At 69.4% G+C, this 24,576-nt stretch carries 25 protein-coding genes; 11 read left to right on the forward strand and 14 right to left on the reverse strand.

What is annotated here, in order from left to right; all coding sequences use genetic code 11:
- Window positions 1-45: 45 nt before the first annotated feature.
- A complete protein-coding gene (locus CM1CMNOD_RS20935) occupies window positions 46-837 on the reverse strand; it encodes a nuclease-related domain-containing protein (RefSeq protein WP_013875593.1) in 792 nt (263 codons plus the stop codon).
- 731 nt (window positions 838-1,568) lie between these two features.
- Between CM1CMNOD_RS20935 and egtA the strand changes: the two genes are divergently transcribed.
- The 4 genes from egtA (at window position 1,569) to egtD (ending at window position 6,759) form a co-directional block, all read left to right on the forward strand.
- The gene (gene egtA / locus CM1CMNOD_RS20940) at window positions 1,569-3,206 is read left to right on the forward strand and encodes an ergothioneine biosynthesis glutamate--cysteine ligase EgtA (RefSeq protein WP_013875594.1); all 1,638 of its coding nucleotides are present in this window, start codon (window positions 1,569-1,571) and stop codon (window positions 3,204-3,206) included.
- On the forward strand, window positions 3,206-4,717 hold the full coding sequence (gene egtB, locus CM1CMNOD_RS20945) for an ergothioneine biosynthesis protein EgtB (RefSeq protein WP_237703174.1): 1,512 nt from the start codon (window positions 3,206-3,208) through the stop codon (window positions 4,715-4,717). Before egtA ends, egtB begins: the two co-directional genes overlap by 1 nt.
- A gap of 180 nt (window positions 4,718-4,897) precedes the next feature.
- Entirely contained in the window at window positions 4,898-5,686 is a 789-nt protein-coding gene (egtC, locus tag CM1CMNOD_RS20950) for an ergothioneine biosynthesis protein EgtC (protein ID WP_013875596.1), read from the forward strand.
- A 47-nt stretch (window positions 5,687-5,733) separates the two neighbouring features.
- Complete coding sequence (gene egtD, locus CM1CMNOD_RS20955) at window positions 5,734-6,759, forward strand: L-histidine N(alpha)-methyltransferase (RefSeq protein WP_013875597.1); 1,026 nt, start codon at window positions 5,734-5,736, stop codon at window positions 6,757-6,759.
- A gap of 83 nt (window positions 6,760-6,842) precedes the next feature.
- Here egtD and ilvD read toward each other — a convergent pair whose 3' ends face one another.
- The 4 genes from ilvD to CM1CMNOD_RS20975 form a co-directional block, all read right to left on the reverse strand.
- A complete protein-coding gene (ilvD, locus tag CM1CMNOD_RS20960) occupies window positions 6,843-8,693 on the reverse strand; it encodes a dihydroxy-acid dehydratase (protein WP_013875598.1) in 1,851 nt (616 codons plus the stop codon).
- A 141-nt stretch (window positions 8,694-8,834) separates the two neighbouring features.
- Window positions 8,835-9,278, reverse strand: a complete 444-nt coding sequence (locus tag CM1CMNOD_RS20965) for a hypothetical protein (protein ID WP_013875599.1) — start codon at window positions 9,276-9,278, stop codon at window positions 8,835-8,837.
- Window positions 9,275-9,598, reverse strand: a complete 324-nt coding sequence (locus CM1CMNOD_RS20970; protein WP_043604236.1) for a putative quinol monooxygenase — start codon at window positions 9,596-9,598, stop codon at window positions 9,275-9,277. Before CM1CMNOD_RS20970 ends, CM1CMNOD_RS20965 begins: the two co-directional genes overlap by 4 nt.
- Before the next feature lie 118 nt (window positions 9,599-9,716).
- A complete protein-coding gene (locus tag CM1CMNOD_RS20975) occupies window positions 9,717-10,175 on the reverse strand; it encodes a hypothetical protein (protein ID WP_013875601.1) in 459 nt (152 codons plus the stop codon).
- A 1,083-nt stretch (window positions 10,176-11,258) separates the two neighbouring features.
- Between CM1CMNOD_RS20975 and CM1CMNOD_RS20980 the strand changes: the two genes are divergently transcribed.
- The 4 genes from CM1CMNOD_RS20980 to CM1CMNOD_RS20995 all read left to right on the forward strand — a co-directional run bounded on the left by CM1CMNOD_RS20980 (window position 11,259) and on the right by CM1CMNOD_RS20995 (window position 13,290).
- Window positions 11,259-11,462, forward strand: coding sequence for a hypothetical protein (locus CM1CMNOD_RS20980; protein WP_013875602.1), 204 nt, complete (start codon window positions 11,259-11,261; stop codon window positions 11,460-11,462).
- A 159-nt stretch (window positions 11,463-11,621) separates the two neighbouring features.
- Window positions 11,622-12,518 (forward strand): helix-turn-helix domain-containing protein, encoded by an 897-nt coding sequence (locus CM1CMNOD_RS20985; RefSeq protein ID WP_013875603.1) that lies wholly within the window; start codon window positions 11,622-11,624, stop codon window positions 12,516-12,518.
- A gap of 89 nt (window positions 12,519-12,607) precedes the next feature.
- Window positions 12,608-12,898 carry a hypothetical protein gene (locus CM1CMNOD_RS20990; protein ID WP_013875604.1) on the forward strand — a complete coding sequence of 97 codons (291 nt, stop codon included), beginning with the start codon at window positions 12,608-12,610 and terminating at the stop codon, window positions 12,896-12,898.
- Window positions 12,895-13,290: a hypothetical protein gene (locus CM1CMNOD_RS20995; protein WP_013875605.1), complete on the forward strand. Its 396-nt coding sequence runs from the start codon at window positions 12,895-12,897 to the stop codon at window positions 13,288-13,290. Before CM1CMNOD_RS20990 ends, CM1CMNOD_RS20995 begins: the two co-directional genes overlap by 4 nt.
- A gap of 312 nt (window positions 13,291-13,602) precedes the next feature.
- Here the strand turns inward: CM1CMNOD_RS20995 and CM1CMNOD_RS21000 are convergent, their stop codons facing one another.
- Window positions 13,603-14,160, reverse strand: a complete 558-nt coding sequence (locus tag CM1CMNOD_RS21000) for a hypothetical protein (protein WP_013875606.1) — start codon at window positions 14,158-14,160, stop codon at window positions 13,603-13,605.
- 232 nt (window positions 14,161-14,392) lie between these two features.
- Between CM1CMNOD_RS21000 and CM1CMNOD_RS21005 the strand changes: the two genes are divergently transcribed.
- Complete coding sequence (locus CM1CMNOD_RS21005) at window positions 14,393-14,833, forward strand: carboxymuconolactone decarboxylase family protein (RefSeq protein WP_043604239.1); 441 nt, start codon at window positions 14,393-14,395, stop codon at window positions 14,831-14,833.
- Window positions 14,785-15,690, forward strand: coding sequence for an RNA polymerase sigma factor SigJ (sigJ, locus tag CM1CMNOD_RS21010; protein WP_202797648.1), 906 nt, complete (start codon window positions 14,785-14,787; stop codon window positions 15,688-15,690). Before CM1CMNOD_RS21005 ends, sigJ begins: the two co-directional genes overlap by 49 nt.
- A gap of 39 nt (window positions 15,691-15,729) precedes the next feature.
- Here sigJ and CM1CMNOD_RS21015 read toward each other — a convergent pair whose 3' ends face one another.
- From CM1CMNOD_RS21015 to CM1CMNOD_RS21050, 8 genes are all read right to left on the reverse strand, one after another.
- Window positions 15,730-16,314, reverse strand: coding sequence for a hypothetical protein (locus CM1CMNOD_RS21015; protein WP_013875609.1), 585 nt, complete (start codon window positions 16,312-16,314; stop codon window positions 15,730-15,732).
- A 339-nt stretch (window positions 16,315-16,653) separates the two neighbouring features.
- Window positions 16,654-17,898 (reverse strand): ATP-binding protein, encoded by a 1,245-nt coding sequence (locus tag CM1CMNOD_RS21020; protein ID WP_013875610.1) that lies wholly within the window; start codon window positions 17,896-17,898, stop codon window positions 16,654-16,656.
- 216 nt (window positions 17,899-18,114) lie between these two features.
- Window positions 18,115-19,482, reverse strand: a complete 1,368-nt coding sequence (gene dnaB / locus CM1CMNOD_RS21025) for a replicative DNA helicase (protein ID WP_013875611.1) — start codon at window positions 19,480-19,482, stop codon at window positions 18,115-18,117.
- A 658-nt stretch (window positions 19,483-20,140) separates the two neighbouring features.
- Window positions 20,141-20,587 carry a 50S ribosomal protein L9 gene (gene rplI / locus CM1CMNOD_RS21030; protein ID WP_013875612.1) on the reverse strand — a complete coding sequence of 149 codons (447 nt, stop codon included), beginning with the start codon at window positions 20,585-20,587 and terminating at the stop codon, window positions 20,141-20,143.
- 10 nt (window positions 20,588-20,597) lie between these two features.
- Window positions 20,598-20,834 carry a 30S ribosomal protein S18 gene (rpsR, locus tag CM1CMNOD_RS21035; protein ID WP_013875613.1) on the reverse strand — a complete coding sequence of 79 codons (237 nt, stop codon included), beginning with the start codon at window positions 20,832-20,834 and terminating at the stop codon, window positions 20,598-20,600.
- Between the two features lie 97 nt (window positions 20,835-20,931).
- Window positions 20,932-21,492 carry a single-stranded DNA-binding protein gene (locus CM1CMNOD_RS21040; RefSeq protein ID WP_013875614.1) on the reverse strand — a complete coding sequence of 187 codons (561 nt, stop codon included), beginning with the start codon at window positions 21,490-21,492 and terminating at the stop codon, window positions 20,932-20,934.
- A 13-nt stretch (window positions 21,493-21,505) separates the two neighbouring features.
- Window positions 21,506-21,823: a 30S ribosomal protein S6 gene (gene rpsF / locus CM1CMNOD_RS21045; protein WP_256386216.1), complete on the reverse strand. Its 318-nt coding sequence runs from the start codon at window positions 21,821-21,823 to the stop codon at window positions 21,506-21,508.
- A 244-nt stretch (window positions 21,824-22,067) separates the two neighbouring features.
- Window positions 22,068-22,367, reverse strand: coding sequence for a hypothetical protein (locus CM1CMNOD_RS21050; RefSeq protein ID WP_013875616.1), 300 nt, complete (start codon window positions 22,365-22,367; stop codon window positions 22,068-22,070).
- Between the two features lie 397 nt (window positions 22,368-22,764).
- Between CM1CMNOD_RS21050 and CM1CMNOD_RS21055 the strand changes: the two genes are divergently transcribed.
- Window positions 22,765-24,471 (forward strand): purple acid phosphatase family protein, encoded by a 1,707-nt coding sequence (locus tag CM1CMNOD_RS21055; protein WP_050803637.1) that lies wholly within the window; start codon window positions 22,765-22,767, stop codon window positions 24,469-24,471.
- Window positions 24,472-24,576: the final 105 nt, after the last annotated feature.

Below are 24,576 nucleotides of genomic sequence, written 5' to 3' on the forward strand. Positions count from 1 at the left end.
CCGGAGGACCACCGGAAAACCGAAGGAGGACCAAAGGACCAGCCGTCAGCGGCCCAGTATCCCCCGCAGCCTGGACATCGCGGGCCAGGTCGGCGCCGGCCCGTCCACCGGATACGGCGGGAGGGCCCGTTCGGCGACGTCCACCAGAATGGCGACGTCCAGAGGTTTCAACACGACACCAGCCGTAAGGATGTAGTCGGCGACCCCGGCCGCTGGCAGCAGCACCACACCGTCGAGCAGGGCGAGCCCGTGTGGCAGCTCGGCGCGGGAGAACGCGACCACCGGCTGGGCCTGCAGCTGCCAGCCCTCCGGAAGATCGGCCACCAGGTGGCTGGTGACCTCCTCGCCCATCCAGGCGACCAGGCCGAGCATGGCGCGCAACGGCATCTTGCCAGCCCACAGCCCGGCCCGGTTCTGGCGCAGCGGCCCACGGTGGGCGTCCGTCTCGACGACCCACACCCCGGACGGGCCGATCACCAGATGGTCGACGTTGCCGGCGGAGTCCGCGAGCGCGCGGTCGTGTAGAACCGTGTAGCCGGCCCGGACGAGGCGGTCGAGGGCGCGGGCCGTGCGGCGCTCGGCCTCGGCGTCGTGTCGCCATGACTCGATCTCCGACGGGGAACGCAGGAAGCGCGCCGCGGCGACGGCGAGGACGACCAGGACGGCCCCGAGGACCATCTGCAGCACGACCAGCGCGGACAGGCCCACCACGGCACCGAACACGCTGACGGCGGCCACGGTCAGCGCGGCGACCACTGCCGCGGTGACGACCGCTCGTGCCAGGCGGTCCTTACGTTCGGCTACGTAGAGCTCCCTGCGGCGCAGGTACTCCGCCATGGCCGACCGTCCAGGCCACTGCCCTTCCGGCATCCCGGTCGTCACCACCTTCCGGTCGCCCCGTTTCCGACCGCTCCGCCGCACCGGCCTGGCCCGCGTGACGCGGGAGCTGGCATGGCGCGGGACCCGCTGCCGCGGGCCCCGTCACCTCCGCCGTTGACGCGTGGGCCGGCGCGGAATGCGCTCCGTCCCCGGTCCGGCTCCGTGCGACCGCACGCGGTTCCACCTGCCCCATGCGCGTCGCACACTGGCCATCACCGAGTGTGCCGCGATGCGGTCACCGAACGCCACAGCAAACCAACTATGCGACGGCCACCATTCCATAAAAATCGCAACAGTCATCCAACATGACACATACTTACACTCTGTCCCAACGGCGCCCAGGCACCCTGCCCCAACAGTGCCCAGGCACCCTGTCCCAGCGGCGCCCAGGCCGGGCACCGCACAGTCTGGACGCTGCACACACCTCCCATCAGACTCCGGACGATGACCGAACTTTCCGGTGTGAAGGGGGTCGGGTGATGGGCACAATCCGACAACGGCCCTTCGATGTGCGCCACGTCGTTCGCACATCGGTAACTACCGGGCAACACCCTGCTGTAAAGGTCTGGTCAAAGGGCCGGAAAGCCCACAACGTGGCGGACCGGGACCACCTGACCCGCGCCGACCGCCATCGGCCCGTACCGCGACCCACGGCCAGCGACCCTGGCCGGTCCGGACCTGGAGGGTTCATGAAACGGACACCGGCAGGCATGCCAGCATCCGATCCCGATGCCTGTTGTACCGATCCCTGTTGCACCGGCCCCTGTTGCACCGGCCCCTGTTGCACCGGCCCCTGTTGTACCAACAACAGGATCCGCACCGACGACAGGATCCGGTCCGACGGTGGGCTCCGCGCCGACGACAAGATCCGTTCACCGGAGGACGTCCACCGTTACGCGCACCTGACCTGCCTGACCGATCAGCCCGCCGGGAACGTCGGCATCGAGACCGAATGGTTCGTCGTCGACATCGCCTCCCCGGCACGCCCGGTGCCCCCCGGCCGCACGCTGACGGCGCTCACCGGTAGCCCGCCACCGCGGCCGTCACGGGACGGGGAGACCTCCCCGCAGACCTCCCCGGAACCGGTGGACGAACTGTTCCTGCCCGGGGGGACCCGGCTCACCTTCGAACCCGGCGGCCAGCTCGAGCTGTCCGCCCCGCCTCTGCCGCTGCCGGACGCGCTGGCGCGGACCGCCACCGATCTCACCGCGGTGCGCGCCATGCTCGCCGACGCCGGGCTCGCCCTGGCCGCGATGGGCACCGATCCGCTGCGGCCGCCGCGCCGCCAGCTGCACGCCCCCCGCTACGTGGCCATGCAGCAGTACTTCCGGCGGACGGACGGTGGCCGGGCGGGTGAGGCGATGATGTGCTCGACCGCGTCCGTCCAGGTCAACCTGGACGCGGGCGCCACGGCGCGGTGGGCCCGGCGCTTCGAGCTGGCGCATGCCCTCGGCCCGGTGCTGGTGGCCATGTTCGCCGCGTCCCCGGTGCTGGCCGGGACGGCGACCGGGTGGCGTTCCACCCGGCAGTCGCTGTGGGCGGACATCGACCCGAGCCGGACCTCCCCGGTGGCAGCCCCCCACCAGCCGGATCCGGCGACGGCCTGGGCGGACTACCTGCTGGCGGCCAGGGTCATGCTGGTGCGCCTGCCCGATGGTGACTTCCAGCTCGCCCGGGACGGGTCGACGTTCGCCGACTGGGTGGCCGGTGCCGGCCCGGTGGCACGGCCGCCGACAGTCGCGGACCTGCGTTACCACGCGACCACGGTGTTCCCGCCGGTACGTCCGCGCGGCTGGCTGGAGCTGCGCTACCTCGACGCGGCACCGGCCGGCAACTGGCCGGTGGCGGTCGCGGTAACCACCGCCCTGCTCGACGACCCCCGCGCCGCGGACACGGCCGCCGACGCGTGCGAACCCGTGGCCGGCCGCTGGCTGACCGCGGCCGCGCTGGGGCTACGCGACGACATGCTGCACCGGGCGGCGCGGCGGTGCGCGGGCGCCGCCCGGGACGCGCTGGGACACCTGGGTGTCGACGATGCCCTGCTCGCCGCCGTCGACACCTATCTCGAGACCTACGTCGAGCCGGGCCGCTGCCCCGCCGATGATCTCATCGACCGGCTGCCGGCCGACGGGCCGCTGGGCCTGCTCCGGGACGAGATCAACGCTGGGATCGGCACCGCTGCCGTCAGCGGGAGCACTGCCGTCAGCGGGAACGCTGCCGCTGACGGAGCCGGTACCAGCGCCAACGGCGGCACCGGTAGCGCTGCCGGAGCCAGTATCGTCGCCGGCCACGAGCGCGCGACCGCCCGGCCATGGGCGACGGCATGATGACCACCCGGCCGACCACCCAGTTGATCACCCGGCTGACCGTCGACGAGATCGTCCGGGCGCTCGCGGACAGCCGGGCCCGCAGCCTCGCCTACACCGATCTCGACGACGACGACCTGCGGCGCCAGCACTCACCGCTGATGTCACCGCTGGTCTGGGACCTTGCCCACATCGGCAACTACGAGGAGTCGTGGCTGCTGCGGGCGGTCGCGGGCAGCCGGCCGCTGCGGCCGGGCATCGACGACATCTACGACGCGTTCCGCCACCCCCGGGCGGACCGGCCGGCCCTGCCGCTGCTCGGCCCGGCGCAGGCGAGGTCCTACCTCGACGAGGTGCGCGGCGCCGTCCTGGACGTCCTGGCGCGGCTCGACCCGGACACGCTGCTGTCGTCGACCACCTGGGCGGTCAGCGACAGCGGGCCGTCCCCGCGGATGGCCGACATGGTCGGCGCGCCCTCGCCGGGCTCGCGCGCGGCGCTGCTGACCGGCGGGTTCGTCTACGGGCTGGTGGTCCAGCACGAGCACCAGCACGACGAGACGATGCTCGCCACCCACCAGCTCCGTACGGGTGCCCCGATCATCGGCGACCGCGCCGCGCCGCCACCCGGCCGGCCGGTGCCCGCGGCGGAGATCCTGATACCGGCCGGCGAGTTCACGATGGGTACCGACGGCGACACCGCCGGCACGGCATGGGCGTACGACAACGAACGTCCCGCCTACCGGGTGTACGTACCGGCGTTCTTCATCGGCACGCTGCCGGTCTCCAACGCCGCGCACGCGGCGTTCATCGAGGACGGCGGCTATCACGACGAACGCCTGTGGTCGGCCGCCGGCTGGGCGTGGCGGTGCCGGGCCGGCCTGACCGCCCCGCAGTTCTGGCGCCGCGAGGGCGGCACCTGGATACGCCGGCGCTTCGGCCGGGACGAGCCGGTCCCGATGGACGAGCCGGTGCAGCATGTCTGCTGGTACGAGGCGCAGGCGCACGCGCGCTGGGCGGGCCGGCGGCTGCCCACCGAGGCCGAGTGGGAGAAGGCGTGCGCGCACGATCCCGTCACCGGGCGTTCGCGACGTTTTCCCTGGGGGGACAGCGAGCCGACGCCGGAGCGGGCCAACCTGGGGCAGGCGGCCACCCGCCCCGCGCCGCTGGGGGCGTATCCGGCCGGCGCGAGCGCTTACGGCGTCGAGCAGATGATCGGTGACGTGTGGGAGTGGACGGCTGGGGATTTCGTGGGCTATCCGGGTTTCCGGTCGTTCCCCTACCGCGAGTACAGCGAGGTGTTCTTCCCACCCGCGCCCGGCGCCGGCAAGGGGCCGCCCGCCGGGGCGGTCGGTGCCGCCGCGGCGAACGGGGTGGCCGGGGCGGCCGATGTTGCCGAGTACGCCGGGTTCAAGGTGCTGCGCGGTGGCTCCTGGGCGACGCATCACAGCACCGTCAGAGCTACCTTCCGTAACTGGGACCACCCGATCCGCCGGCAGATCTTCGCCGGCTTCCGGCTCGCGCGCGACGCCTGACAGACCATGCCACCACAGAAGCCGGCAGGCCGCGGGCGGTGTGGCCGCGCCTCCCGCGCGCCCTGACCATCCGACCTGGCCGTCAGAGCTGGCCGTCAGAGCTGGCCACCGAGGCAAACCCGGTCGCCGAAGAGGAAGAGCAACAGAGCCCGACCACCGAGGAAAGAAGGATGATTCCGGTTGTGTCGTCACACGGCGTGGCTGGGGACGTCGCAGACGCTGGCCTCGCTCCTGCATGACCCGCCGCACGGCCTGCTGCGCCAGGCGTGGGAGCCGCGGCGGATGCTGCACGGCCGGATCAACGCCGACGGCTTCGGTGCCGGGTGGTACGCCCCTGAGATCCGCACGGAGCCGGCCCGCTACCGTCGCGCCGTCCCGATCTGGGCCGACGCCTCGTTCGCGTCCCTCGCCGGCGTGATCAGTTCGGGCTGTGTGCTGGCCGCGGTCCGCAACGCCACCGTCGGCATGCCCGTCGAGGAGACGGCGACCGCGCCGTACACCGACGGACGGCACCTGCTCAGCCACAACGGACGGGTGGATCTCACGGTGCCGCTGGGCCTGCTGCGGGGCTCGCGGGGAGCGCCGGTGCCCGACTCTCGCTGTGACTCCGCGCTGCTGGCGGCCGTGGTGTGGCAGCGGCTGGCCGCGGGCGCGCACCTCGCCGACGCCGTCGCGGAGGTCGTCGTCGCGGCGGGCGGCAGGGACGGCGCGGCCCGTCTCAATCTTTTGGTAACCGACGGATCGCAAATAGTGGCGACAACCTGGGGTGAAACCCTGTCGTACCGCGTGTCCGGCGGCGAGAACACCGGAGTCGGTATCGGGGCCGATATGGAAGTCGGCACAGAGATCGGCGCCGGAGTCGAGGTGGCCAGCGAACCCAGCGATGACGGAGACGGATGGATCGATCTTGATGATCACCAATTGCTCGTAGCTGACACGCGCAATGTCATCGTTAGTAATTTGACCTAAGATTCAGCTACTCTCGGTTGCATTAACGCTCCCGGAGGTTACAGCTCATGACAGCGTCCAGCACCGGTCTCACCAACGTCGGTTCCACCAGGGATGATCTCGACCCGAAAATCGTCTTCGATCGGCATCTCACCGCGTCCGACCGGATCACGGCACTGACCAGGGACGTAGGCGCCGGACTCACGTCGAATCCGAAGGAACTACCACCCAAGTGGTTCTACGACGCCAACGGGAGCATGCTCTTCGACGCCATCACCCGGTTGCCCGAGTACTACCCCACCCGGGCCGAACGGGCGATTCTGGCCGGCCACGTCCACGAGATCGCCGTGATGTCGCGAGCGGACACCCTCGTCGAACTCGGCTCCGGAACCTCCGCCAAGACCCGCCTGCTGCTCGACGCCCTCCAGCGCAGCGGCCACCTGCGCGGGTTCGTCCCGTTCGATGTGGACGAGTCCGTGCTCTCCCACGCCGCGGCCGCGATCCGGCAGGAATATCCGGCGGTGCGGGTGCACGCGATCGTCGGCGATTTCGAGCGTCACCTCCACCTGCTGCCCGACGCCAACCGCCGCCTGGTCGCGTTTCTCGGCGGAACGATCGGCAATCTCGCGCCCGCGGGCCGGCACGCATTCCTCACCAGCATGCGCGCCCACCTGAAAGGTGACGACATGCTGCTGCTGGGCTGCGACCTGGTCAAGGATCCAGACCGGCTGGTGGCCGCCTACAACGACAGCGCCGGCGTCACGGCCGCATTCAACCGCAACGTCCTGTCGGTCATCAATCACGAACTCGACGCCGACTTCGACCCGCGTGGGTTCGCCCACGTGGCCCGATGGGACGCGGAGAACTCCTGGATCGAGATGCGCCTGCGCTCCGTCCGCGACCAGCGGGTTCACGTCGGCGCGCTGGACCTGTCGGTGTCCTTCGCCGAGAACGAGCAGATGCGCACCGAGATCAGCGCCAAGTTCACCCGGGACAGCCTGGCCGCCGAGTTCGCCGCCGCGGGCCTGGCCATGGTCCACTGGTGGACCGACTCCGCGGGCGACTTCGGGCTCGCTCTCGCCGTCCCTGCCTGACGACTCCGGCCGGCCGAACAAGGCCGGCCGGCCGGCAGGACCCGGCCGACGAACCGGGCCGGCTGATCAGGTGACGGGCCCGGTCAGCCGCCGGCCAGGGAGACGTCGCGGGCGCCACCGGTGGACGCCGAGGTCGCCATCGCCGCATAGGCCCGCAACGCCGCCGACACCGGGCGCTGGCGCTCCTTCGGCCGGTAGCCGCCGGCGGCGGTCAGCTCGGCCCGCCGCACGGCGAGTTCCTCGGCGTCCACCAGCAGGTCCAGCCGGCGGGCCGGGATGTCGATCTCGATGATGTCACCGTCGCGGACGAGCGCGATCGCGCCGCCGTGCGCGGCCTCGGGCGAGACGTGGCCGATGGACAGGCCCGCCGAGCCGCCGGAGAACCGGCCGTCGGTGACCAGCGCGCACCGCGGGCCGAGCCCGCGGGCCTTGAGGAAGGTCGTCGGGTACAACATCTCCTGCATGCCGGGGCCGCCGCGCGGGCCCTCGTAGCGGATGACCAGCACGTCACCGGGGGTGACCCGCTTCGACAGGATCGCCTCCACCGCCTCCTCCTGGCTCTCCAGCACCAGGGCGGGGCCGCGGAAGGTCAGCCGGCCGGCCTCCACCCCGGCGGTCTTGAGCACGGCACCGTCCGGCGCGAGGGACCCGCGCAGCACCGCCAGACCGCCGTCGGCGGAATAGGCGTGCGCGACGTCACGGATACAGCCGGTGGCGGCGTCGGTGTCCAGCGACTCCCAGCGGGCGGTGGACGAGAACGGCTCGATCGTGCGCACGCCGCCCGGGGCTGCCTGGAAGAGCTCCACCGCCTCCGGCGCCGGGTCCGGCCGGCGGACGTCCCAGTGGGTGAGGAACTCCGCCAGGCTCGCGGCGTGCACCGAGTGGACGTCGTGGCGCAGCAGGCCGGCCCGGTCGAGCTCGCCGAGGATGGCCGGGATGCCACCGGCGCGGTGGACGTCCTCCATGTGGTAGTCCGAGCTCGGCGCCACCTTACACAGGCACGGCACCGTCCGGGAGATCGCGTCGATGTCGTCGAGGGTGACCGCCACCCCGGCCTCGACCGCGGCGGCCAGCAGGTGCAGCACGGTGTTGGTCGAACCGCCCATGGCCACGTCCACGGCAAAGGCGTTGAGGAAGGCCGAACGGGTCGCGATCGAGCGCGGCAGCACCGTGTCGTCGTCCTTGTCGTACCAGCGCTTCGCGAGATCCACCACCGTGCGCCCGGCCCGGACGAACAGGTCGCGGCGGGCCGCGGAGGTGGCGAGCGTGGAGCCGTTGCCGGGCAGCGCGAGCCCGAGCGCCTCGGTCAGGCAGTTCATCGAGTTCGCGGTGAACATCCCGGAGCAGGACCCGCAGGTGGGGCAGGCGGAGCGTTCCACCGCGTCCAGCTCGGCGTCCCCGACCGCGGTGTCGACGGAGGCGGCGATCGCGGAGATGAGGTCCAGCCCCGAGCGGACCACACCGTCGCTGACGACCGCCCGGCCGGACTCCATCGCCCCGCCGGAGACGAACACGGTCGGGACGTTCAGCCGCAGGGCCGCCAGCAGCATCCCAGGAGTGATCTTGTCGCAGTTCGAGATGCAGACGAGCGCGTCCGCGCAGTGCGCGTTCACCATGTACTCGACGCTGTCGGCGATGATCTCGCGGGACGGCAGCGAGTAGAGCATGCCGCCGTGGCCCATGGCAATGCCGTCGTCGACCGCGATCGTGTGGAACTCCCGGCCCACGCCGCCGGCCTCGGCGACCGCGTCCGACACGATCCGGCCGAGGTCGCGCAGGTGCACATGACCGGGCACGAACTCGGTGAAGCTGTTCGCGATCGCCACGATCGGCTTGCCGAAGTCGTTGTCGGTCATGCCGGTGGCGCGCCACAGCGCGCGGGCACCGGCCATGTTGCGGCCGTGAGTGGTGGTGCGGGAACGCAGAACAGGCATCGGGCAGTCCTCATGGCGATCGATCGGCGTGGACGTGGGTCACGCCGGGGCCACGGGCACACCCATACCAGGCATTCATACCCGTACAGGCATCAAAGCCGCCCGGACCCGCCCGCCAGGCCCCACCCGTCCGCTTCAAGCCTAACCCTCGTCGTATTCGAGGCCGCGCGAGCCACCGCGGCGCGGCCGCCACCGATCGCCCAGCCCGCCGAAGCCAGCGGGGCCACCGGGGCCGCCGCCGCGGCGCAGCTGCCACCGCCGCCACTGGCGCTGGACCAGCCACACGACCACAAAGGACGCGGCCGTGCCCAGCAGCGGGGCCACATCGTGGTCACGAGGGCCGGCCACGTACTTGACGGTCCCGTCGGGGTGCTGGACCCGCTGGCTCGTCCGCGTCCCGATCACGAGCAGGAACAGGCTGACGACGGCGATGATCGCATATCCCGTCCGGAAGAGGGTCTGGACGCCGACCCGGCGGCGCGCGACCGCGCCGCGGAAGAGCAGCGCCGGGACCATCCAGCCCAGAAAGCCGAAGACGACCGCGAACACCGGCGCGAAGAAGAAATAGCTGGCGAAGGTGCTCACGACAGCTCGGTTACATGCTCCACGCTCGGCGGCTGCGCGAAGAAGGGACCCAGCGTCGCACGCCAACGGGTGAACCGGTCGGAGGCGCGGAAGGTCACCAGGTGCGCGTCCAGGTTCTCCCACTCGACGAACAGGACGAACCGGGACGGCGTCTCCACCCCGCGGGCCAGCCGCGCCGACCGGCAGCCGGGGCAGGTGGTGATCTCGGTGACGACACGACGGTAGGCGTCGGCGAACGCCTCCTCCTGGCCGGGCACGACGTCGAAACGGGCGACTTCCAGCACCGGCGAGCCCTGGGCGCCGTCCTCGGCAGCGGTCATGGCCCAAGTCTGGCACGAATCGGACATGCACGATCCAGCCGCGGCATCCCCCGTGCGCCCTGCCGCCCCGGGGCCGGCGCTACCCGGCCCCGGGGCGGCAGGAGAGCCGCTTCTGTGTTCAGGCATCCTTTCTCACGACCTGCTGTTCCTCCTCGGGGTGGCCGGAGTTCTCCCGCGGGCGACCGGAGTTCTCCTCGGCAGGATGGGCAGGTTGCCCAGCCGGCACCGAATCCGGTCGTTGCCGGCGGAACCGGCGCCAGCCGGGCCGGTGCTTTTCACCCGGCGGAATCAGCGCCGCGGTGCCCCGTCGCAGCCGCAGGCCGGCCAGCATGGCGACGCTGGCTGTCACGCTCCGCGTGACATCGTCCGGCCCGGACACCGTGGCGGCGATGGAGGCGAGACCCGCGACGCCGACCGTCACGACCGCGAGGACGGCCGCGACCAGCAGCCGGCCGCTGACGAGCGCGATCCCGCTGAGCACCACGCCGAGCATGATCAACGTGTTCGTGGACGGCAACGTGATCGTCTGGTCGCCTTCCGCAAGCGCCGCTACCGCGGCGAACACCTGGGCGGTCATCGTGCCTCCCGCCGGTGCCGAGCCGCAACGTGGATCCGGGAGCTGGATACCAAGCGGTTACCTGTCTGGAACAGCGGACGCGGGAGAAGGACTATTGTCAAGAACGGTCCGTTCTCCCACCGGGGCCAACCGGGGTGCGGGTCAAGCTGGTCCGGTTCGGCGGGTGGGTGCGCCAACACCCTCCCGCCGACCGCGCCGGGTGAGTCGCCCGACATGGTCGTTATTTCCGAATAGATGGTCATCGCTGCCTTTCCGCGTCTCTTCCATGTCTTTCGGGAATCGTCTTCCGCGGCCGTGGGGCCCGGGATCGCCCAACCGTCGCCCCGGTCCGTGCGGACCCTGACCGAAGGGGCGCGCAAGTATGGTTCACCTCGCCTGTCCGAAGGCCCGGAGAGCCCAGAGATGACGAAGAGCGGCCCACCCCTTGCGATCAGGTGAATCCGCCCACCGGGACGCGCCGGAGCGTCCCCGCGCCATACGCACGACAGGAGTGGCCCAGCGCTCGGCGGCCCTCGGACGAACCCGCGAACCGACGCCTGATCAGGCCAGGGCATCGATCTCGCGGTTTGCGGACTCTGCCTCATAGCGCCACATCCTTTGAGAAGGAGGGGCCGCCTCGCTGCGGGCGATGCCTACACTATGCAGACCAAACTGTGGTAATGCAAGAACTATTCATGAAGATCAAATAATTCATAATCCGTCCACCTGTGGCGGATGATCATATAGACGATCTTGACGGCTCGCCGCTTCCGGCACAACCGCCCCAGACCAACCCGGTCCTGCGGCAGGCTCGGTGAGCTGGTTAAGATGCGGGTCAGCCTCCACAAGGGGCAAGTCATCCGTCGATACTCCGACCGGCCAGCTCACCCGCATAGCCGACGGCTCGACGAGCATAGACGACCCGCCGGCGCCCGGAGGATGATGAGCTGGGCCTCCGCGCCCCGCGGAGCCGGGAGCCCGGCTCCGCGGGCCTTGTGAACTCCGTTCCCGGAGCCACGACGCGAAAACCACGATCGCGTCGACCCTGGCCCGCTGGACGCCGGGTCGTCCCACCATGCCCGTTCATCGCGACCAGGAGCCACCGTGAGCACCAACACGCCAGGTATAGTCATTGCTACTTCCTGCGACTATTCGGGAAGTTGTCCAACCGTCTACCAGGAGGGCCCCGATACCGTCCTGGTGCAGGGATACGTGGTCGACTCCGGTCACGACGTACCGGACGGCGAATCCATGGTCCGCATCCCGGTCGCGCTCCTGCGTCAGGCCGCCCAGGCGCTACAGGCCTGACCGGCCCCCCGACCAGCCACCCACACGGCCTGAAGGAATCTGTAACGGCGAACCCGCGGCGCGGCGACATGAACGTCATCCGCCACCGCGCCGCTGTCATTCTGGCCAGCCAGGGAGCTGGGCCGCTCGGATCTCCGGACCGACTCGGAAGGGTATGGCATGAGAAACCTCCCGGACGATGACGCGTCGGCCCGAACGGCCGGAGCGCAGCTGGGAGCCGAACTCGCGGTCCTGCGGCACCGGCACCGGCTCAGCGGCCAGGAGCTCAGCGGCCAGGAGCTCGCCAGCCGAACCGGAATGAGTCAGTCGAAAATATCCCGAATAGAGACCGGTACGGTCACACCCAGCCCTGACGACGTCGAAGCGATCGTGCGTGCGCTCGACGAGCCGGAGACAGTGGTGTCGCAGTTCCGGCAGGCAGCCGAACGCCTCGTGTCCGGCGCGGACCCGGTCATCGACCCCAGCCCCTACATCGGCCGCTTCCAGCCCCAGTACCTCGAGCACGAGTCCGCCGCCCAGGTCGTCCGCTTCTTTCAGCCGACCCTCGTACCCGGCCTGTTGCAGACGAGCGAATACGCACAGGCGATCATCCTGCGTTTCTGCGAGCTGTTCGACATCGACTACCTCGCCGACGGCGCCCGGGCGGTGGCCCTGCGGATGGAACGGCAGCGAATTCTGTACGACGAACGGCGGACCTTCTACTTCGTGCTGCTGGAGTCGGTGCTCGCCTATCCGGTGGCGGCACCCGCGGCCATGATCGCCCAGATCGACCGCATCCGGGAGCTGGCGACCAGCCGGCCGAACATCACCATCGCCCTGGTCCCCAACGGGACCGAGCTCGTGGTGCCGCCGTCCAGCAGCATAGAAATACTGGACGAGAACCGCGCGCTGACCGAAACAATACTGTCCGTGGTGTCGCACAAGAACCCCGAGACCGTCCAGATCCTGCTTCGGATCTTCGCCGAGTTCGAGAGCAAGGCGACCACCGACATCGACCCGATCCTCGACCGCCACCGCCGCGCCTACATCGAACAGATCCTCTCCGAACAGCGCTGACCGCTCGGCGCGAGCACGGCCCCAGGCGGTGCTGGCGAACCCGTTCCGGGAGAGTCCGTTGTCAGGCCCAGAGGGTAAGATCTACGCCTATGAGCACGGCCGACGACCGGACCCGCGCACATGCACTGGTCGATGACCTGTTGGGCCAGCCCGACCAGGCTGCCGACAGGTCCGTCGCGGTACTGCACGCTCATGCTGCGGCACTTGCATGGATACGTGACACCACCGGCCTCTACCCGGCGTCCCCCGGCATCGTCGCGGAACTGAACAGCGTCGCCGGGCGTCTGCGCACCGGGATCGACGACCGTGACCCGGTAGCCGTGCTCGGCCAAGCGGCTGTCGATGCGCTTGCCGCGCACCGAGCAAGCGCTGCCGCGTGAGCGGCTACGTCCTCGACGACCTCGCGCTGAGCGCGGGCCTGGCCGGTACCGGCAGCGAACATCATCGCAGGGAGTTGTCCCGACTGCTGCGCGGTGCGATCGACGGTGGTCCGGCCCTGGACGTGCCAGCGCTGTGCTTGGCCGAGGCCACCGCCGCCCGTCCCGCCATCGCCGGGCACCTCGCCGACATCATCGCGGTCGCTCCGGCTGGCGCAATCGATATTTGCGGGCTGACCCGTACCGGCTACCTCGGCACTCTCCGTTCGCACAACCCTCACCTGGACTGGCCCGCCAGCCACGCCGCGATGCTCGCCCTCGCGACTGGTTTACCGGTCCTTACCGTCGATTCCGACCGGTACGGTGGCGTTCCTGTCAATGTGCTGTCTCTGTAAATGATCTCTGCGGATCGTCGCTGTCGGAGAAGACAGCCCACCTCGACCGGAACCACGGCGACGAGGGCCAGAAACACGAGAAGGCGCTTGAAACACCGGGACCACACCGGCAAGCCGGCCTGTCCGCGACCGCCGCTGGCATCGCAGCCGCGGACAACGAACTGGAGGAAGCCAACCGGCGGATGCGGATAGCGCCACTACGAGCATCGGCTCTCTCCGTGACGCGGCTGTCAGCCCCAGAGGGTGCTGATCAGCAGGTCGATCTCGCGGCGGCCGTCATCCTGGCGCAGGTGATAGAGCCTGAGCTTGATCTCAGGATACTGGTTTCCCGCAGCCTTCGATTTCGCGGTGAAGGTGATCGGCAAGTGCAGAGCCTGCACCTGCGACGAATCCGGTGTAGGCGGCGCGTTGTCGGTGGTCGTGTGGGGCGAGGTATGCGGGGTGGAGACGGATGTCGCCGCCGGTGAGCACTTCCCAGATGCGCATGGTCGCGTGCCTGCGCCGCGCGGTATTCGGCCGGATGGCCGCGTGCCTGCAGGCGGAGTCGAGCCGTTGCTCGTCCAGGAGGTCGATGTCGCGGAAGATCCGGCGACGGCGCCCGTAATCGATGGGTGGGGGCGTGGTGAGCAGGGTGTCGAGAAGCTGGTCGAGCGCGAGCAGCGTGTTCGTGGTCTGACCGACATAGTCGATGCGGGCCCAGACCGCGCGGGCGGTCGAGGCCGCCCGCGCGGGAAGATCGAGCATGGTCGGGATGCGACGCCAGGTCAGGAACGTGCCCGCGCGGACGAGGGCCATCGCGAGGGTGGCGGGAAACGCGGCGGTGTTCTTGCCGGTGGGCCGGGTGAGGGTCGCGGTGATCGACAGGTTCACCGAACACTTACCAACCGGGATACAACCGGGCACTGCATGCCGGCTTTGCTCGTCCGGCCGGTTCTGCGGCGATCCGCCACCATGGCTGCTGAGGGACCTGCAGACAGCCGGTCGTGTCGGCGGCACTCATGGCCCCGCCTCGACCGGGTCGGATCGTCATGCGAGTAAATGATGTGCCGTTGATCACAGTTGGGATTGTCACGCCAGGCACGACCCGCTCCGTCGTGAAGGTGTGAGTGAACGTATCTTGATTTCGAAGGTGGCGCCGGCCGGATACCAGGCGGTTGCCGCGTTGCAGCGCTACGTCACGTCGACCGTCGATCCAACCCTCCTGGAACTGGTCAAGCTGCGGGCATCGGTCCTCAACAGTTGCGCGTACTGCATTGACATGCACAGCCGCCACGCCCTCGCGGCCGGAGAGGACAGCCGCCGGCTGTTCGCGGTGGCGGCCTGGCGTGAGTCGCCGTTCTTCAACAATCGGGAACGTGCCGCGCTGGCGCTGACCGACGCCGTGACCCGCCTGGGCGAGCAGGGGGTACCCGACGAGGTGTGGGACAGCGCGGTGAAGCACTGGTCGGACGAGGATGTCGCGAACCTGATTCTCGCCATTGCGACGATCAACGTGTGGAATCGGATCGCCGTGTCGACGGGAATGCGGCCACCAGCGGGATGACACCGTTCGCCGCGGAAGCCGCTGACCAGTTCGTCGCCCATCGGCCGATGCTGCACGGCCTGGCCTACCGGCTGTTGGGCAGTTGGCACGACGCTGAAGATGTCATGCAGGAGGCGTATGTGCGCTGGTCCGGCGTTGACCGGGCGAGCGTGAGCGAGCCGCGCCGGTACCTGACCACAGTGGTGGCGCGATTGGCTGTCGACCACCTGCGTAGGCGACGCGCGCTTCGCGAGGGCTACGTCGGCGAGTGGCTGCCGGAACCGGTGGCAACTGATCCGTCGCCATTCGGAGTGATCGACACCTCCGACCTGTCGCTGGCCGTGCTGCATCTCATGGAGCGGCTCACGCCGCCGCAGCGCGCGGTGTACGTACTGCGGACGGCGTTCGAGCTGCCGTATGACGAGATCGCCGCGATCCTCGATCGCACGTCGGAGGACTGCCGGCAGCTGCACCGGCGGGCCGCACAGGCATTGGATACGCGCCGGCCGAGGTTCGTCCCCAACCGGGACGAGCATCGGCGTCTGCTCAGCGACTTCGTGGCCGCTGCCCGCGACGGCGACCTGCCAAGGCTGGAGAGCATGCTGCGCGCCGACGTCATCGCGTGGACCGACGGCGGCGGCCGGGCCCGCGCCGCGCGCAGACCGATCGCCGGGCGGGCCAGGGTTGCGTACTTCTTCGCCCGCATCTACCGGCGGAGAGGGACATTCAAGGTCGTGCACATCGACCTCAACGGCGCTCCCGCCATGGTCATAGAGACTTCGAAGTCCGTACACGCGCTCCTCGTCGAAGCGGACGACCATAAGATCGTCGGCGTGTACGTGGTCGCCAACCCTGACAAGCTCGCCGCGGTCCGATGAAAACGACCCGATGAAAATATGGGTCGGAGTCACCGAGGTTTAATGCATGCCCCACACCCTGCGGACATGAAGCTCGGCATTTGCGCGCAGAACATCGACAATCGAGTAGGCGGTCGAATGCGATGAGGTGTAGCCTCGGTAAAGTTCTACTATTTCGTAACCGCTGACCGCATTGTCTATTGACAAGGTGCGGTCGATGGCGACCCGCGATGTGACAACGGGCCTTGTATCGATAATAACGATCTGACCATCGTCACAAACGGCGAGAAGCGGGTTGAGGTTACCATTCTTAATTGGTGCGAACAGCTTCCAACCGATTAGGTTCGTCGGCCGCGGAGTCCACCACCTCCCCTGCCTGCTTCCGCGCGGCTTCAGGAGAATCGACGACGGGGATGCTCTTTCGCCGCACATCGTCGGAACGAACTCACCCCGTATCAAATCGATGAGTTCGGTCGAACACTCGACCCCGAACGGATGGAGCGCCTCCCGGCGAAGCCGCTCCTGCTCTCGCCCCCACGCCTGCCTATCCTTCTCGACTTGCTCGGTATCGATCTTTCTCGCGGTCTCATCTCTCCATGTCATTCTTCCCCTCGGGGCCTCGCGGGCGAGCGACAGCAGAATCATCACTATAGTGGCAGAGGAGGACTCGAGGAAGTCCCCAGGCGGCCCACCAACGGAAGTAACAAGCAAACGGTCGGCTGGGAGTTTCCCAGGAATTCCGTCAGGCGCTCGGACAGCCCGCGGAGTCGATCATTGGGCGGTATACAGCCCACCTCGACCGGAACCACGGCGACGAGGGCCAGAAACACGAGAAGGCGCTTGAAAAACCGGGGGCACCGTCAAGCTGGCCTGTCCGCGACCGCCGCCAGCATCGCCGCCGCCGCGGACAACGAACTGGAGGAAGCCGACCGGCGGATGCGGACAGCGCCACTGCGGGCACCGGTTCTCTTCGTGAGGTGGCTGTCAGCCCCAGAGGGTGCTGATCGGCAGGGCGAAGACGCGGTCGTCGATGCGGAACGCGCGGGGGCCGGTATGTAGGACGGCTCCGGCGACGAAGCGCTCTTCGAGCTGGTCGCGTAGCCAGACGAGGTGACGGGCGTCCGACGTGGTCGGCGCCGCGGTGGCCTTGATCTCCAGTGCGACGACCTGGTCGCCGCCGAGTTCGATCAGTAGGTCGATCTCGCGACGGCCGTCCTCCTGGCGCAGGTGATAGAGCCTGGGCTCCAGCGGGCTGAGGGCCAGTTCGGGACGGATCTGCGCGACGACGAACGTGTCGATGACACGTCCGAGCAGGTGGCCGTCGCGCAGGACCGCGCGTGGTGTGGCCCGCAGCGCGGCGCCGAGCAGCGACGAGTCCACGAGGTAGCGCTTGGGCCTCTTGACCAGGCGCTGTAGCCGCTGGGTGGACCATGCCGGTATCTGGTCGAGAACGAAGAGATTGGTCATGAGCCGCTCGTAGGCGACGACGGTCCGCCGGTCCAGGTTCGCGGCGCGCACGATGGTCTCGTCGGTCGTGACAGCGGCGGTGGTGAGCGCGAGGGCCTCGACGTAGCGGCGGAGCCGGTCGGGGTCGCGCCGGGACTCGACGTGCTGGGCATCGCGGGTGACCAACTGGTCGAGGTAGCCGGCCAGCCAGGCGCGCCTGGCCAGACCGCTCAGGCGAAGGACGGTGTCCGGAAAACCGCCGCGTAGGGCGAGCTCGATGTAGCCAAGAAGATCTGGCGGGTCCGCGGGCACGGTGAGCGCGTCGAGTTCGGCGGTGGCCAGACGATCGATGAACAGTGTCCCGGGCGAGCGCCGGTCGGCCTCCCTTACCGTGAGCCCGTAGAGGGGCAGCCGGACCACACGCCCGGTACCCGGCCAGGTCCGGGTCTCCAGGTCAGCCATGACGCTGCCGGTCAGCAGGAAGCGGCCCGGCCGGGGGTCGTCGTCGACCGCTCTCTTCACCGCGCCGAGGACATCAGGGACCTCCTGCCATTCGTCGAGCAGGACCGGCTCGGGCAGCGCACGCAGCGCTGTGTCCGGATCGGCACGGAAGGCGGCGGCCTCGACTGGGCGGTCGAGACGGACGGTGGAGCGGGCCAGCCGGCGCGCGGTGGTTGTCTTGCCGGTCGCGCGGGGGCCCACCATCAGCAACGCCGGTAGCTGCGTCACCAGCTCCGAGAGCAGGGAGTCCACCATCCGCGGGACGTAGCCGGCACCATCCATGATCTCAGGATACCGATTTCCCACAGCCTTGAATGCCGATCACCTGCATGCTTCAGCGCCGATCACCTGCATCCTTCGATGCCGATCACCTGCGTGTTTCGATGCCGATCACCTGCGAGGTTCGGGCCGATACGGGAAGCTGGGGCGGCGCATGGAGACCTTGAGCTGATCGGCGGTGTGGAGCGTCGCGCTGTTCGGGTCAGCCTGCCGTTCAGGTCAGCCGGCCATGTCGACGAAGCGGGAGTAGTGGCCCTGGAAGGCCACGGTGACGGTGCCGGTCGGGCCGTTGCGGTGCTTTGCGACGATCAGGTCGGCCTCGCCGGCGCGGGCCGATTCCTTCTCCACGGCGTCCTCCCGGTAGAGCAGGATCACGGCGTCCGCGTCCTGCTCGAGGGAGCCCGACTCGCGCAGGTCGGAGATCTGCGGGCGTTTGTCCGCGCGCTGCTCGGACGCCCGGTTGAGCTGGGAGATCGCCACCACCGGGATGTCCAGCTCCTTGGCGAGCAGTTTGAGCGAACGCGATATCTCGCTGACCTCCTGCTGGCGGCTCTCGGTGCGCTTCGGTGAGGACATCAGCTGAAGGTAGTCGAGGACGATCATCCGTAGGCCGTTGCGCTGCTTCAGGCGGCGGGCCTTCGCCCGGATCTCCATCATGGTCAGGTGCGGGCTGTCGTCGATGAACAGGGGCGCGTCGGCGACCTCGCCCATCCGGCGGGCCAGCCGGGCCCAGTCATCGTCGGTGAGCCGGCCGGTGCGGATGTTCTGCAGGGACACCCGCGCCTCCGCCGACAGCAGCCGCATGGTGATCTCCATTCGGCTCATCTCCAGCGAGAAGATCACAGACGCCATGCCGTTGCGAATCGACGCGGACCGGGCAAGGTCCAGCCCGAGCGTGCTCTTGCCGACGGCAGGCCTGGCCGCGATGATCCACAGCTGGCCGCCGTGGAGACCGTTGGTCAGCTCGTCGAGATCGTTGAAGCCGGTGGGGACGCCGGTCAGCGCGCCGTCGTGCCCCGCGATCGCCTCGATCTCCTCCAGCGCGGGGTTGAGCAGGTCGCCGAGTGGCGCGTAGTCCTCACTCGAGCGGCGTTCGGTGACCTCGTAGACGGCGGCCTGCGCGCGATCGACCACCTCGTCCACGTCCTGGGCGGGGCCGTAGGCGAGCTGGACGATGCGGGTGCCCGCCTCGGCGAGACGGCGCAGAACAGCCTTCTCCGCGACGATCCGGGCGTAGTAGCCGGCGTTCGCCGCGGTCGGGACGCTGGAGATGAGGGTGTGCAGGTAGCCCGGCCCGCCGACGCGCTCGAGCAGCTCCCGCCGGGCGAGTTCGGCGGCGACGCTGATCACGTCAGCCGGCTCGCCACGACCGTAGAGATCGCCGATGACACCGTAGATCGTGCTGTGCGCAGGACGGTAGAAGTCGCTCGCGGAGAGCACCTCGACGACGTCGGCGATCGCGTCCTTCGACAGCATCATGCCGCCCAGCGCGCTCTGCTCGGCAGCCAGATCATGCGGCGGCGTGCGGTCGAACTCGACCGGCCCGCTGGAAGCGGCCCGGGTGCGGTCGACATCGGTCAGCGTCACGGCTGTGGCCTCGTCATACCTGTAGCCCCGTCATGCCTGCCCCTTTCCCCACACCACACCATCTTCGAACATATGTTCGGTTACAGTGGCGACCCCGTCAATCCCTGGGGAGGCGTCTCCTCGAACACTTCACCGGGCGGCGTCGACTGTATGGGCGCACCCGCCCAGCATCCAAAAAGTTGTCCACAGACCCTGTGGACAACTCTGTGCACAACTCCGGAAAGGCTGGGGAAATCGCTGGGACAAGCCCGTCGGGGCTGTGGACAACCAGCCGGCGCTGACGTCGGCTGTGCTGCTATCAGCGCAGGAAGGGGGTCATCGCCGTCCATCCCCTGTGGATGGAAGAAATTCGACGACGAATCGTACGGAGACCCCCGCGCGGTCTCCGAGCGGTCGGCGGCCTGACAGCTGGCTGTCCAGAAAGCACAACAGGTGACCGCGATGTCGGCATCGGCCGGCCCAGCAGGAGCATGCCCGTCCAAGGCGAAGGCCGCGCGACAAAATCATCGCACGGCCTCTGCCTGTACTCGATCTCAGGGCGCCGGCCGCGCGACAAAATCATCGCACGGCCTCTGCCCGGGTGACTGACATCGCGGTCACCCGATCAGTGTGCTGTCCCGCGGGCGGCCGTTGTGGGCCGGCCGCGTTCGGCTGGTCGTCAGGCGGAGACGACCTCCAGCTTGACGGTCGCCACGACCTCCGGGTGCAGGTGCACCGACACGGTGTGGGACCCGAGCGACTTGATCGGCGAGGGCAGCTCGACCCGCCGACGGTCCAGGTCCGGGCCACCGGCTGCGGACACGGCCGCCACCACGTCCGTCGCCGTCACCGAGCCGAACAGCCGACCCTCCTTGCCCGCCCGGGTCACCAGTCGGATCGGCAGGGTCGCGAGCTGGCCGGCGATCTCCTTCGCCTGCCCGAGATCGCGTATCTCCCGGGCCGACCGGGCCCGACGGATCTGTTCGATCTGCTTCTCGGCGCCCCGGGTGGCCACGATCGCGTACCGGCGGGGAATGAGGTAGTTGCGCCCGTACCCCGCAGCGACCTGGACCGTGTCGCCCGGGCTGCCGAGGCCGGGTATCTCCTGGGTGAGGATGAGCTTCACGTCATCCTCCTCAGCGGGCCGTCGAGGTGTAGGGCAGCAGGGCCATCTCCCGGCTGTTCTTCACCGCGATCGCGATGTCACGCTGGTGCTGGCTGCAGTTGCCGGTCACCCGCCGAGCGCGGATCTTGCCGCGGTCGGAGATGAACTTCCGCAGCAGCGAGGTGTCCTTGTAGTCGATGTAGTCGGTCTTGTCCTTGCAGAACACGCAAACCTTCTTCTTCGGCTTGCGCACGGCCGCCTTGGCCATCGTGCACTCCTATGTCATGGCTTCGACCCGACGTCACGGCTTCGGCCCGACGCCGGTGGGCCCGGCCCCGGTCAGGCGCTGCCGGGGATCGGCTGGATCAGAACGGGGGCTCCTCGGAGTAGCCGCCGGGCGACGCCGACCACGGGTCGTCGGCAGGCCCGCCGCCGTATCCCGAGCCGCCACCGGACGGCCCGCCGTAGCCACCGCCCGCAGACGGCCCCCCGGACGCCGGCGGCCCACCGTAGCCACCGGAAGGCCCGCCGCCGTTGTAACCGCCGCCGGCGGCACCGCCACGACCGGCCTTGACGACCTTGGCGGTGGCGTACCGCAGCGACGGGCCGATCTCGTCGACGTCCAGCTCGACCACGGTCCGCTTCTCGCCCTCACGGGTCTCGAACGACCGCTGCTTGAGCCGGCCCTGGACGATGACCCGAGCGCCCTTCTGCAACGACTCCGCGACGTGCTCGGCGGCCTGCCGCCAGATGGAGCAGCGCAGGAACAGCGCGTCCCCGTCCTTCCACTCGTTGGTGGCCCGGTCGAGGGTGCGTGGTGTCGAGGCGACGGTGAAGCTGGCGACGGCCGCGCCGTTGGGCGTGAAACGAAGCTCGGGATCGTTCGTCAGGTTCCCGACCACCGTGATAACTGTCTCACCGGCCATGGGGCCGCTCCCTTCAGGCCGCGGCCCGCCGCCGCGGCTTCTTCTCGGGCAGCCGGATCACCTTGGTACGGATCACCGATTCGTTGAGGACGAGTTGACGGTCGAGTTCGGCGACGACGTCCGGCTCGGCGTGCAGGTCGATAATGGCGTAGATGCCCTCGAAACTCTTGCGGATCTCGTAGGCAAGCCGGCGGCGACCCCAGACGTCGACCTTCTCCACCACGCCGCCGCCGGAGCGGACGACGGTCAGGTACTGGTCGAGAGACGGCGCCACCGTGCGCTCCTCGAGATCCGGCTCGAGGATCACCATCAGTTCATAATGACGTGGCAAGGGTGAACCCACCTCCTGTGGACTCGGGCGGCCACGGAGGGTTCCGTGGCAGGAGGGACAGTGCCGCACACGGCCGGACGCGGAGCGGACCCGCACGGACCGACCAGCGGCAACGTCGCAAACACTACTCGATACCGCCCGGCCCGATACCACCCGGCCACAGGCCGATCGGCCGGACCCACCCGCTGCCCTTCCCCGTCGTCGTCCACTCCCCGTCGTCATCCGCTGTCGTCATTCACCACCGTCATCCACCGCCGTCATCCGTCACCTCGCGCGTCTCGCGGGTCACGCCGGTGGACTCGGTGCCTGGCGCCGGCTCCGGGAGCGTCACCTCGCGGGTCCCGCGCCCGCGTGCGGCGGCGACCACCCGCAGACCGGCACTGGCCACCCCCACGACGAGCGTCAGCGAGATCACCACCAGCAGGCCGTGCACGTGCCGGCCGGGTGACGGCCAGATCGCGGCGACCACGGCCACGGCGGCGGCCAGGCCGACGGACGCGACGAACGGCGCGAACCCGCGGCCTGTGACACCGACACCCCTCACAGCTCCATATCCTGCCCGTGCCATCCTTCCCCGATCCCACCACGGCCATCGGGTTCTTCCAGGGACGAAGGATCCACAATACGTGCCAGATCCCGCAGCTCACGGACGGCAAAAAGGTGTCGTTCCTCCACTTCCATTTCCATGGCCGGCGGGGCTCGTCCGGCCACACGATCCGATCGGTTCGCGGCCAGCGGACCGACCGCGGCTGACGTTATTTCCTTCCACACGTTTTCTGGCCGGCCGCGACATGGCGAGGCCCGAGGCGACCACGGTATTTACTGATATTTTTGCCTCCGGTCACCTTGTGGTTCCGCTCTCCGACGGGAACGGAGCTAATTTCGGCGCCATGCCTGTGAGTCCTCGTGGTGAAGTGGTGGGATCGGGGGTTCCGGCCGACATGGCCGAGGACATGACGATCGCCGAGCAGCACGAATGGCTGCGGACTTTTCTCCGCCGCCGGCCGGTCAGCAGACGGAGCATCCTGCTCGGTGGGCTGGCCGGGGCCGGCGCGGCGAGCCTGCTCGGCACGCCGTTCGGCCGGGCCGCCTACGCCGGTGCGACCACCGACAGCCCCCTGCTGGTCGGCGGCCGGCACGCCGCGTTCGGCGCCGACCCGTCCCGACAGCTGCGGCTCGCGGCGCAGCTGTCGCGTAACCCCGGCCGAGGCAGGGTGCTGGTCGACATCGGGCCGGGCCGCGGGCTCGGCCACACGGCCGAGGCGGAGATCCGTCCGCTGCTGTCCCAGGTCCCGCAGGTCGACGGCTCGATCTACACGGTCGAGCAGTACTACGTGCACGCGGCGTTCGACAACCTGGCACCAGGACACGAGTACTACTACCGTTTTCGAATCCCGGGCGGGAGCGCCACCCCCGTCCAGGCGATCCGCACCGGCCACCGGAAGGGGCGCGAGGGCGGTTCCTTCCGGTTCACGATGATGGGTGACCAGGGGTCGAACACCACCCCGCCGGGTCTCCCGCCGGGCCGGTTCGACGACAACTACTACCAGGCGGACAACGACCCGACCGTCGTGCACGCCTCGGCCATCACCGCGACCATCGCCCGGCAGGACCCGGTGTTCCATCTGCTCGCCGGAGACATCTGCTACGCGGATCCGTCGGGTGCGGGGCTGCCGCCCAGGCGGAACCTCGCCGGCTCACCGCCGGCCGGTTTCGACAACTACGACCCGACCGTCTGGGACGTCTACCTGGCCGGCATCGAGGCCAGCGCCGCCCGCACCCCGTGGATGTTCGCCACCGGCAACCACGACATGGAGGCGCTGTACTCCCCGCACGGCTACGGCGGCCACCACGCCCGGCTGGACCTGCCCGACGGCGGGCCGAAGGGCTGCCCCAGCGTGTACTCGTTCGTCCACGGCAACGTGGCCGTGCTCTCGCTGGACGCGAACGACGTCAGCTTCGAGATCAGGACGAACACCGGCTACTCCGGCGGGGCGCAGACCTCGTGGGTGGAGCGGACGCTGAAGGCCCACCGCGCCGACCCGGACATCGACTTCATCGTCTGTTTCTTCCACCACTGCGCCTACTCGACGACCGCGCAGCACGCCAGCGACGGCGGGGTCCGCGGCGCGTGGGCAGGGCTGTTCGACAGATACCAGGTCGACCTGGTGCTGCAGGGCCACAACCACCTCTACGAGCGGACCGACCCGATCCGCGAGAACACCCCGACCAGGCAGGCCCCCGACGGTTCGGTCATCGAGCCGGCGAAGGACGGCACCACCTACATCGTCGCCGGCAGCGGTGGACGGCCCCGCTACCAGTTCCAGGGCGGGGAGCCGGAGTCCTACCGCGGAAAGATCGTTCCGGGTTCCAACGCCGTGCCGAACAGCTACGTCTGGCAGTCGGACGGGACGAAGCTGACCGAGTCCATCAACTGGTCGCGGACCCGGTTCGACAACTACGCGATCGTGGTCGCCGACTCTGATCCGGGCCAGCCGGGCGGATACTCCACCCTGACCCTCCGGGGTGTGGACGAGCACGGCACCGAGTTCGACCGGGTGACCCTGCGCCGGGCCGTTGCGCGCGGCCACACCGTTCCCACGAAGAACCCGCCCGATCACCCGGGATCCGCGCCCGGTCACCGCTGAAACGCGGCCTCCGGCGGCACAAACCGCTGATCATGCCCACGGCCGGCTGCCGTCCAGCCACGTGCCGGGCGTGATCGAACATCTGTCAGGCACGCCCTAGTAGAC

This window comes from Protofrankia symbiont of Coriaria myrtifolia, assembly GCF_900634755.1.
Taxonomy (GTDB): Bacteria; Actinomycetota; Actinomycetes; order Frankiales; family Frankiaceae; genus Protofrankia; species Protofrankia coriariae.

Excerpts from the sequence above, each read along its gene's own strand:
- CM1CMNOD_RS20935 (WP_013875593.1), bottom strand. The coding sequence starts at position 837 with ATGGCGGAGTACCTGCGCCGCAGGGAGCTCTACGTAGCCGAACGTAAG.
- egtA (WP_013875594.1), top strand. The coding sequence starts at position 1,569 with ATGAAACGGACACCGGCAGGCATGCCAGCATCCGATCCCGATGCCTGT.
- egtB (WP_237703174.1), top strand. The coding sequence starts at position 3,206 with ATGACCACCCGGCCGACCACCCAGTTGATCACCCGGCTGACCGTCGAC.
- egtD (WP_013875597.1), top strand. The coding sequence starts at position 5,734 with ATGACAGCGTCCAGCACCGGTCTCACCAACGTCGGTTCCACCAGGGAT.
- ilvD (WP_013875598.1), bottom strand. The coding sequence starts at position 8,693 with ATGCCTGTTCTGCGTTCCCGCACCACCACTCACGGCCGCAACATGGCC.
- CM1CMNOD_RS20970 (WP_043604236.1), bottom strand. The coding sequence starts at position 9,598 with ATGACCGCTGCCGAGGACGGCGCCCAGGGCTCGCCGGTGCTGGAAGTC.
- CM1CMNOD_RS20975 (WP_013875601.1), bottom strand. The coding sequence starts at position 10,175 with ATGACCGCCCAGGTGTTCGCCGCGGTAGCGGCGCTTGCGGAAGGCGAC.
- CM1CMNOD_RS20985 (WP_013875603.1), top strand. The coding sequence starts at position 11,622 with ATGAGAAACCTCCCGGACGATGACGCGTCGGCCCGAACGGCCGGAGCG.
- CM1CMNOD_RS20990 (WP_013875604.1), top strand. The coding sequence starts at position 12,608 with ATGAGCACGGCCGACGACCGGACCCGCGCACATGCACTGGTCGATGAC.
- CM1CMNOD_RS21015 (WP_013875609.1), bottom strand. The coding sequence starts at position 16,314 with ATGATTCTGCTGTCGCTCGCCCGCGAGGCCCCGAGGGGAAGAATGACA.
- CM1CMNOD_RS21020 (WP_013875610.1), bottom strand. The coding sequence starts at position 17,898 with ATGGATGGTGCCGGCTACGTCCCGCGGATGGTGGACTCCCTGCTCTCG.
- rpsR (WP_013875613.1), bottom strand. The coding sequence starts at position 20,834 with ATGGCCAAGGCGGCCGTGCGCAAGCCGAAGAAGAAGGTTTGCGTGTTC.
- CM1CMNOD_RS21040 (WP_013875614.1), bottom strand. The coding sequence starts at position 21,492 with ATGGCCGGTGAGACAGTTATCACGGTGGTCGGGAACCTGACGAACGAT.
- CM1CMNOD_RS21055 (WP_050803637.1), top strand. The coding sequence starts at position 22,765 with ATGGCCGAGGACATGACGATCGCCGAGCAGCACGAATGGCTGCGGACT.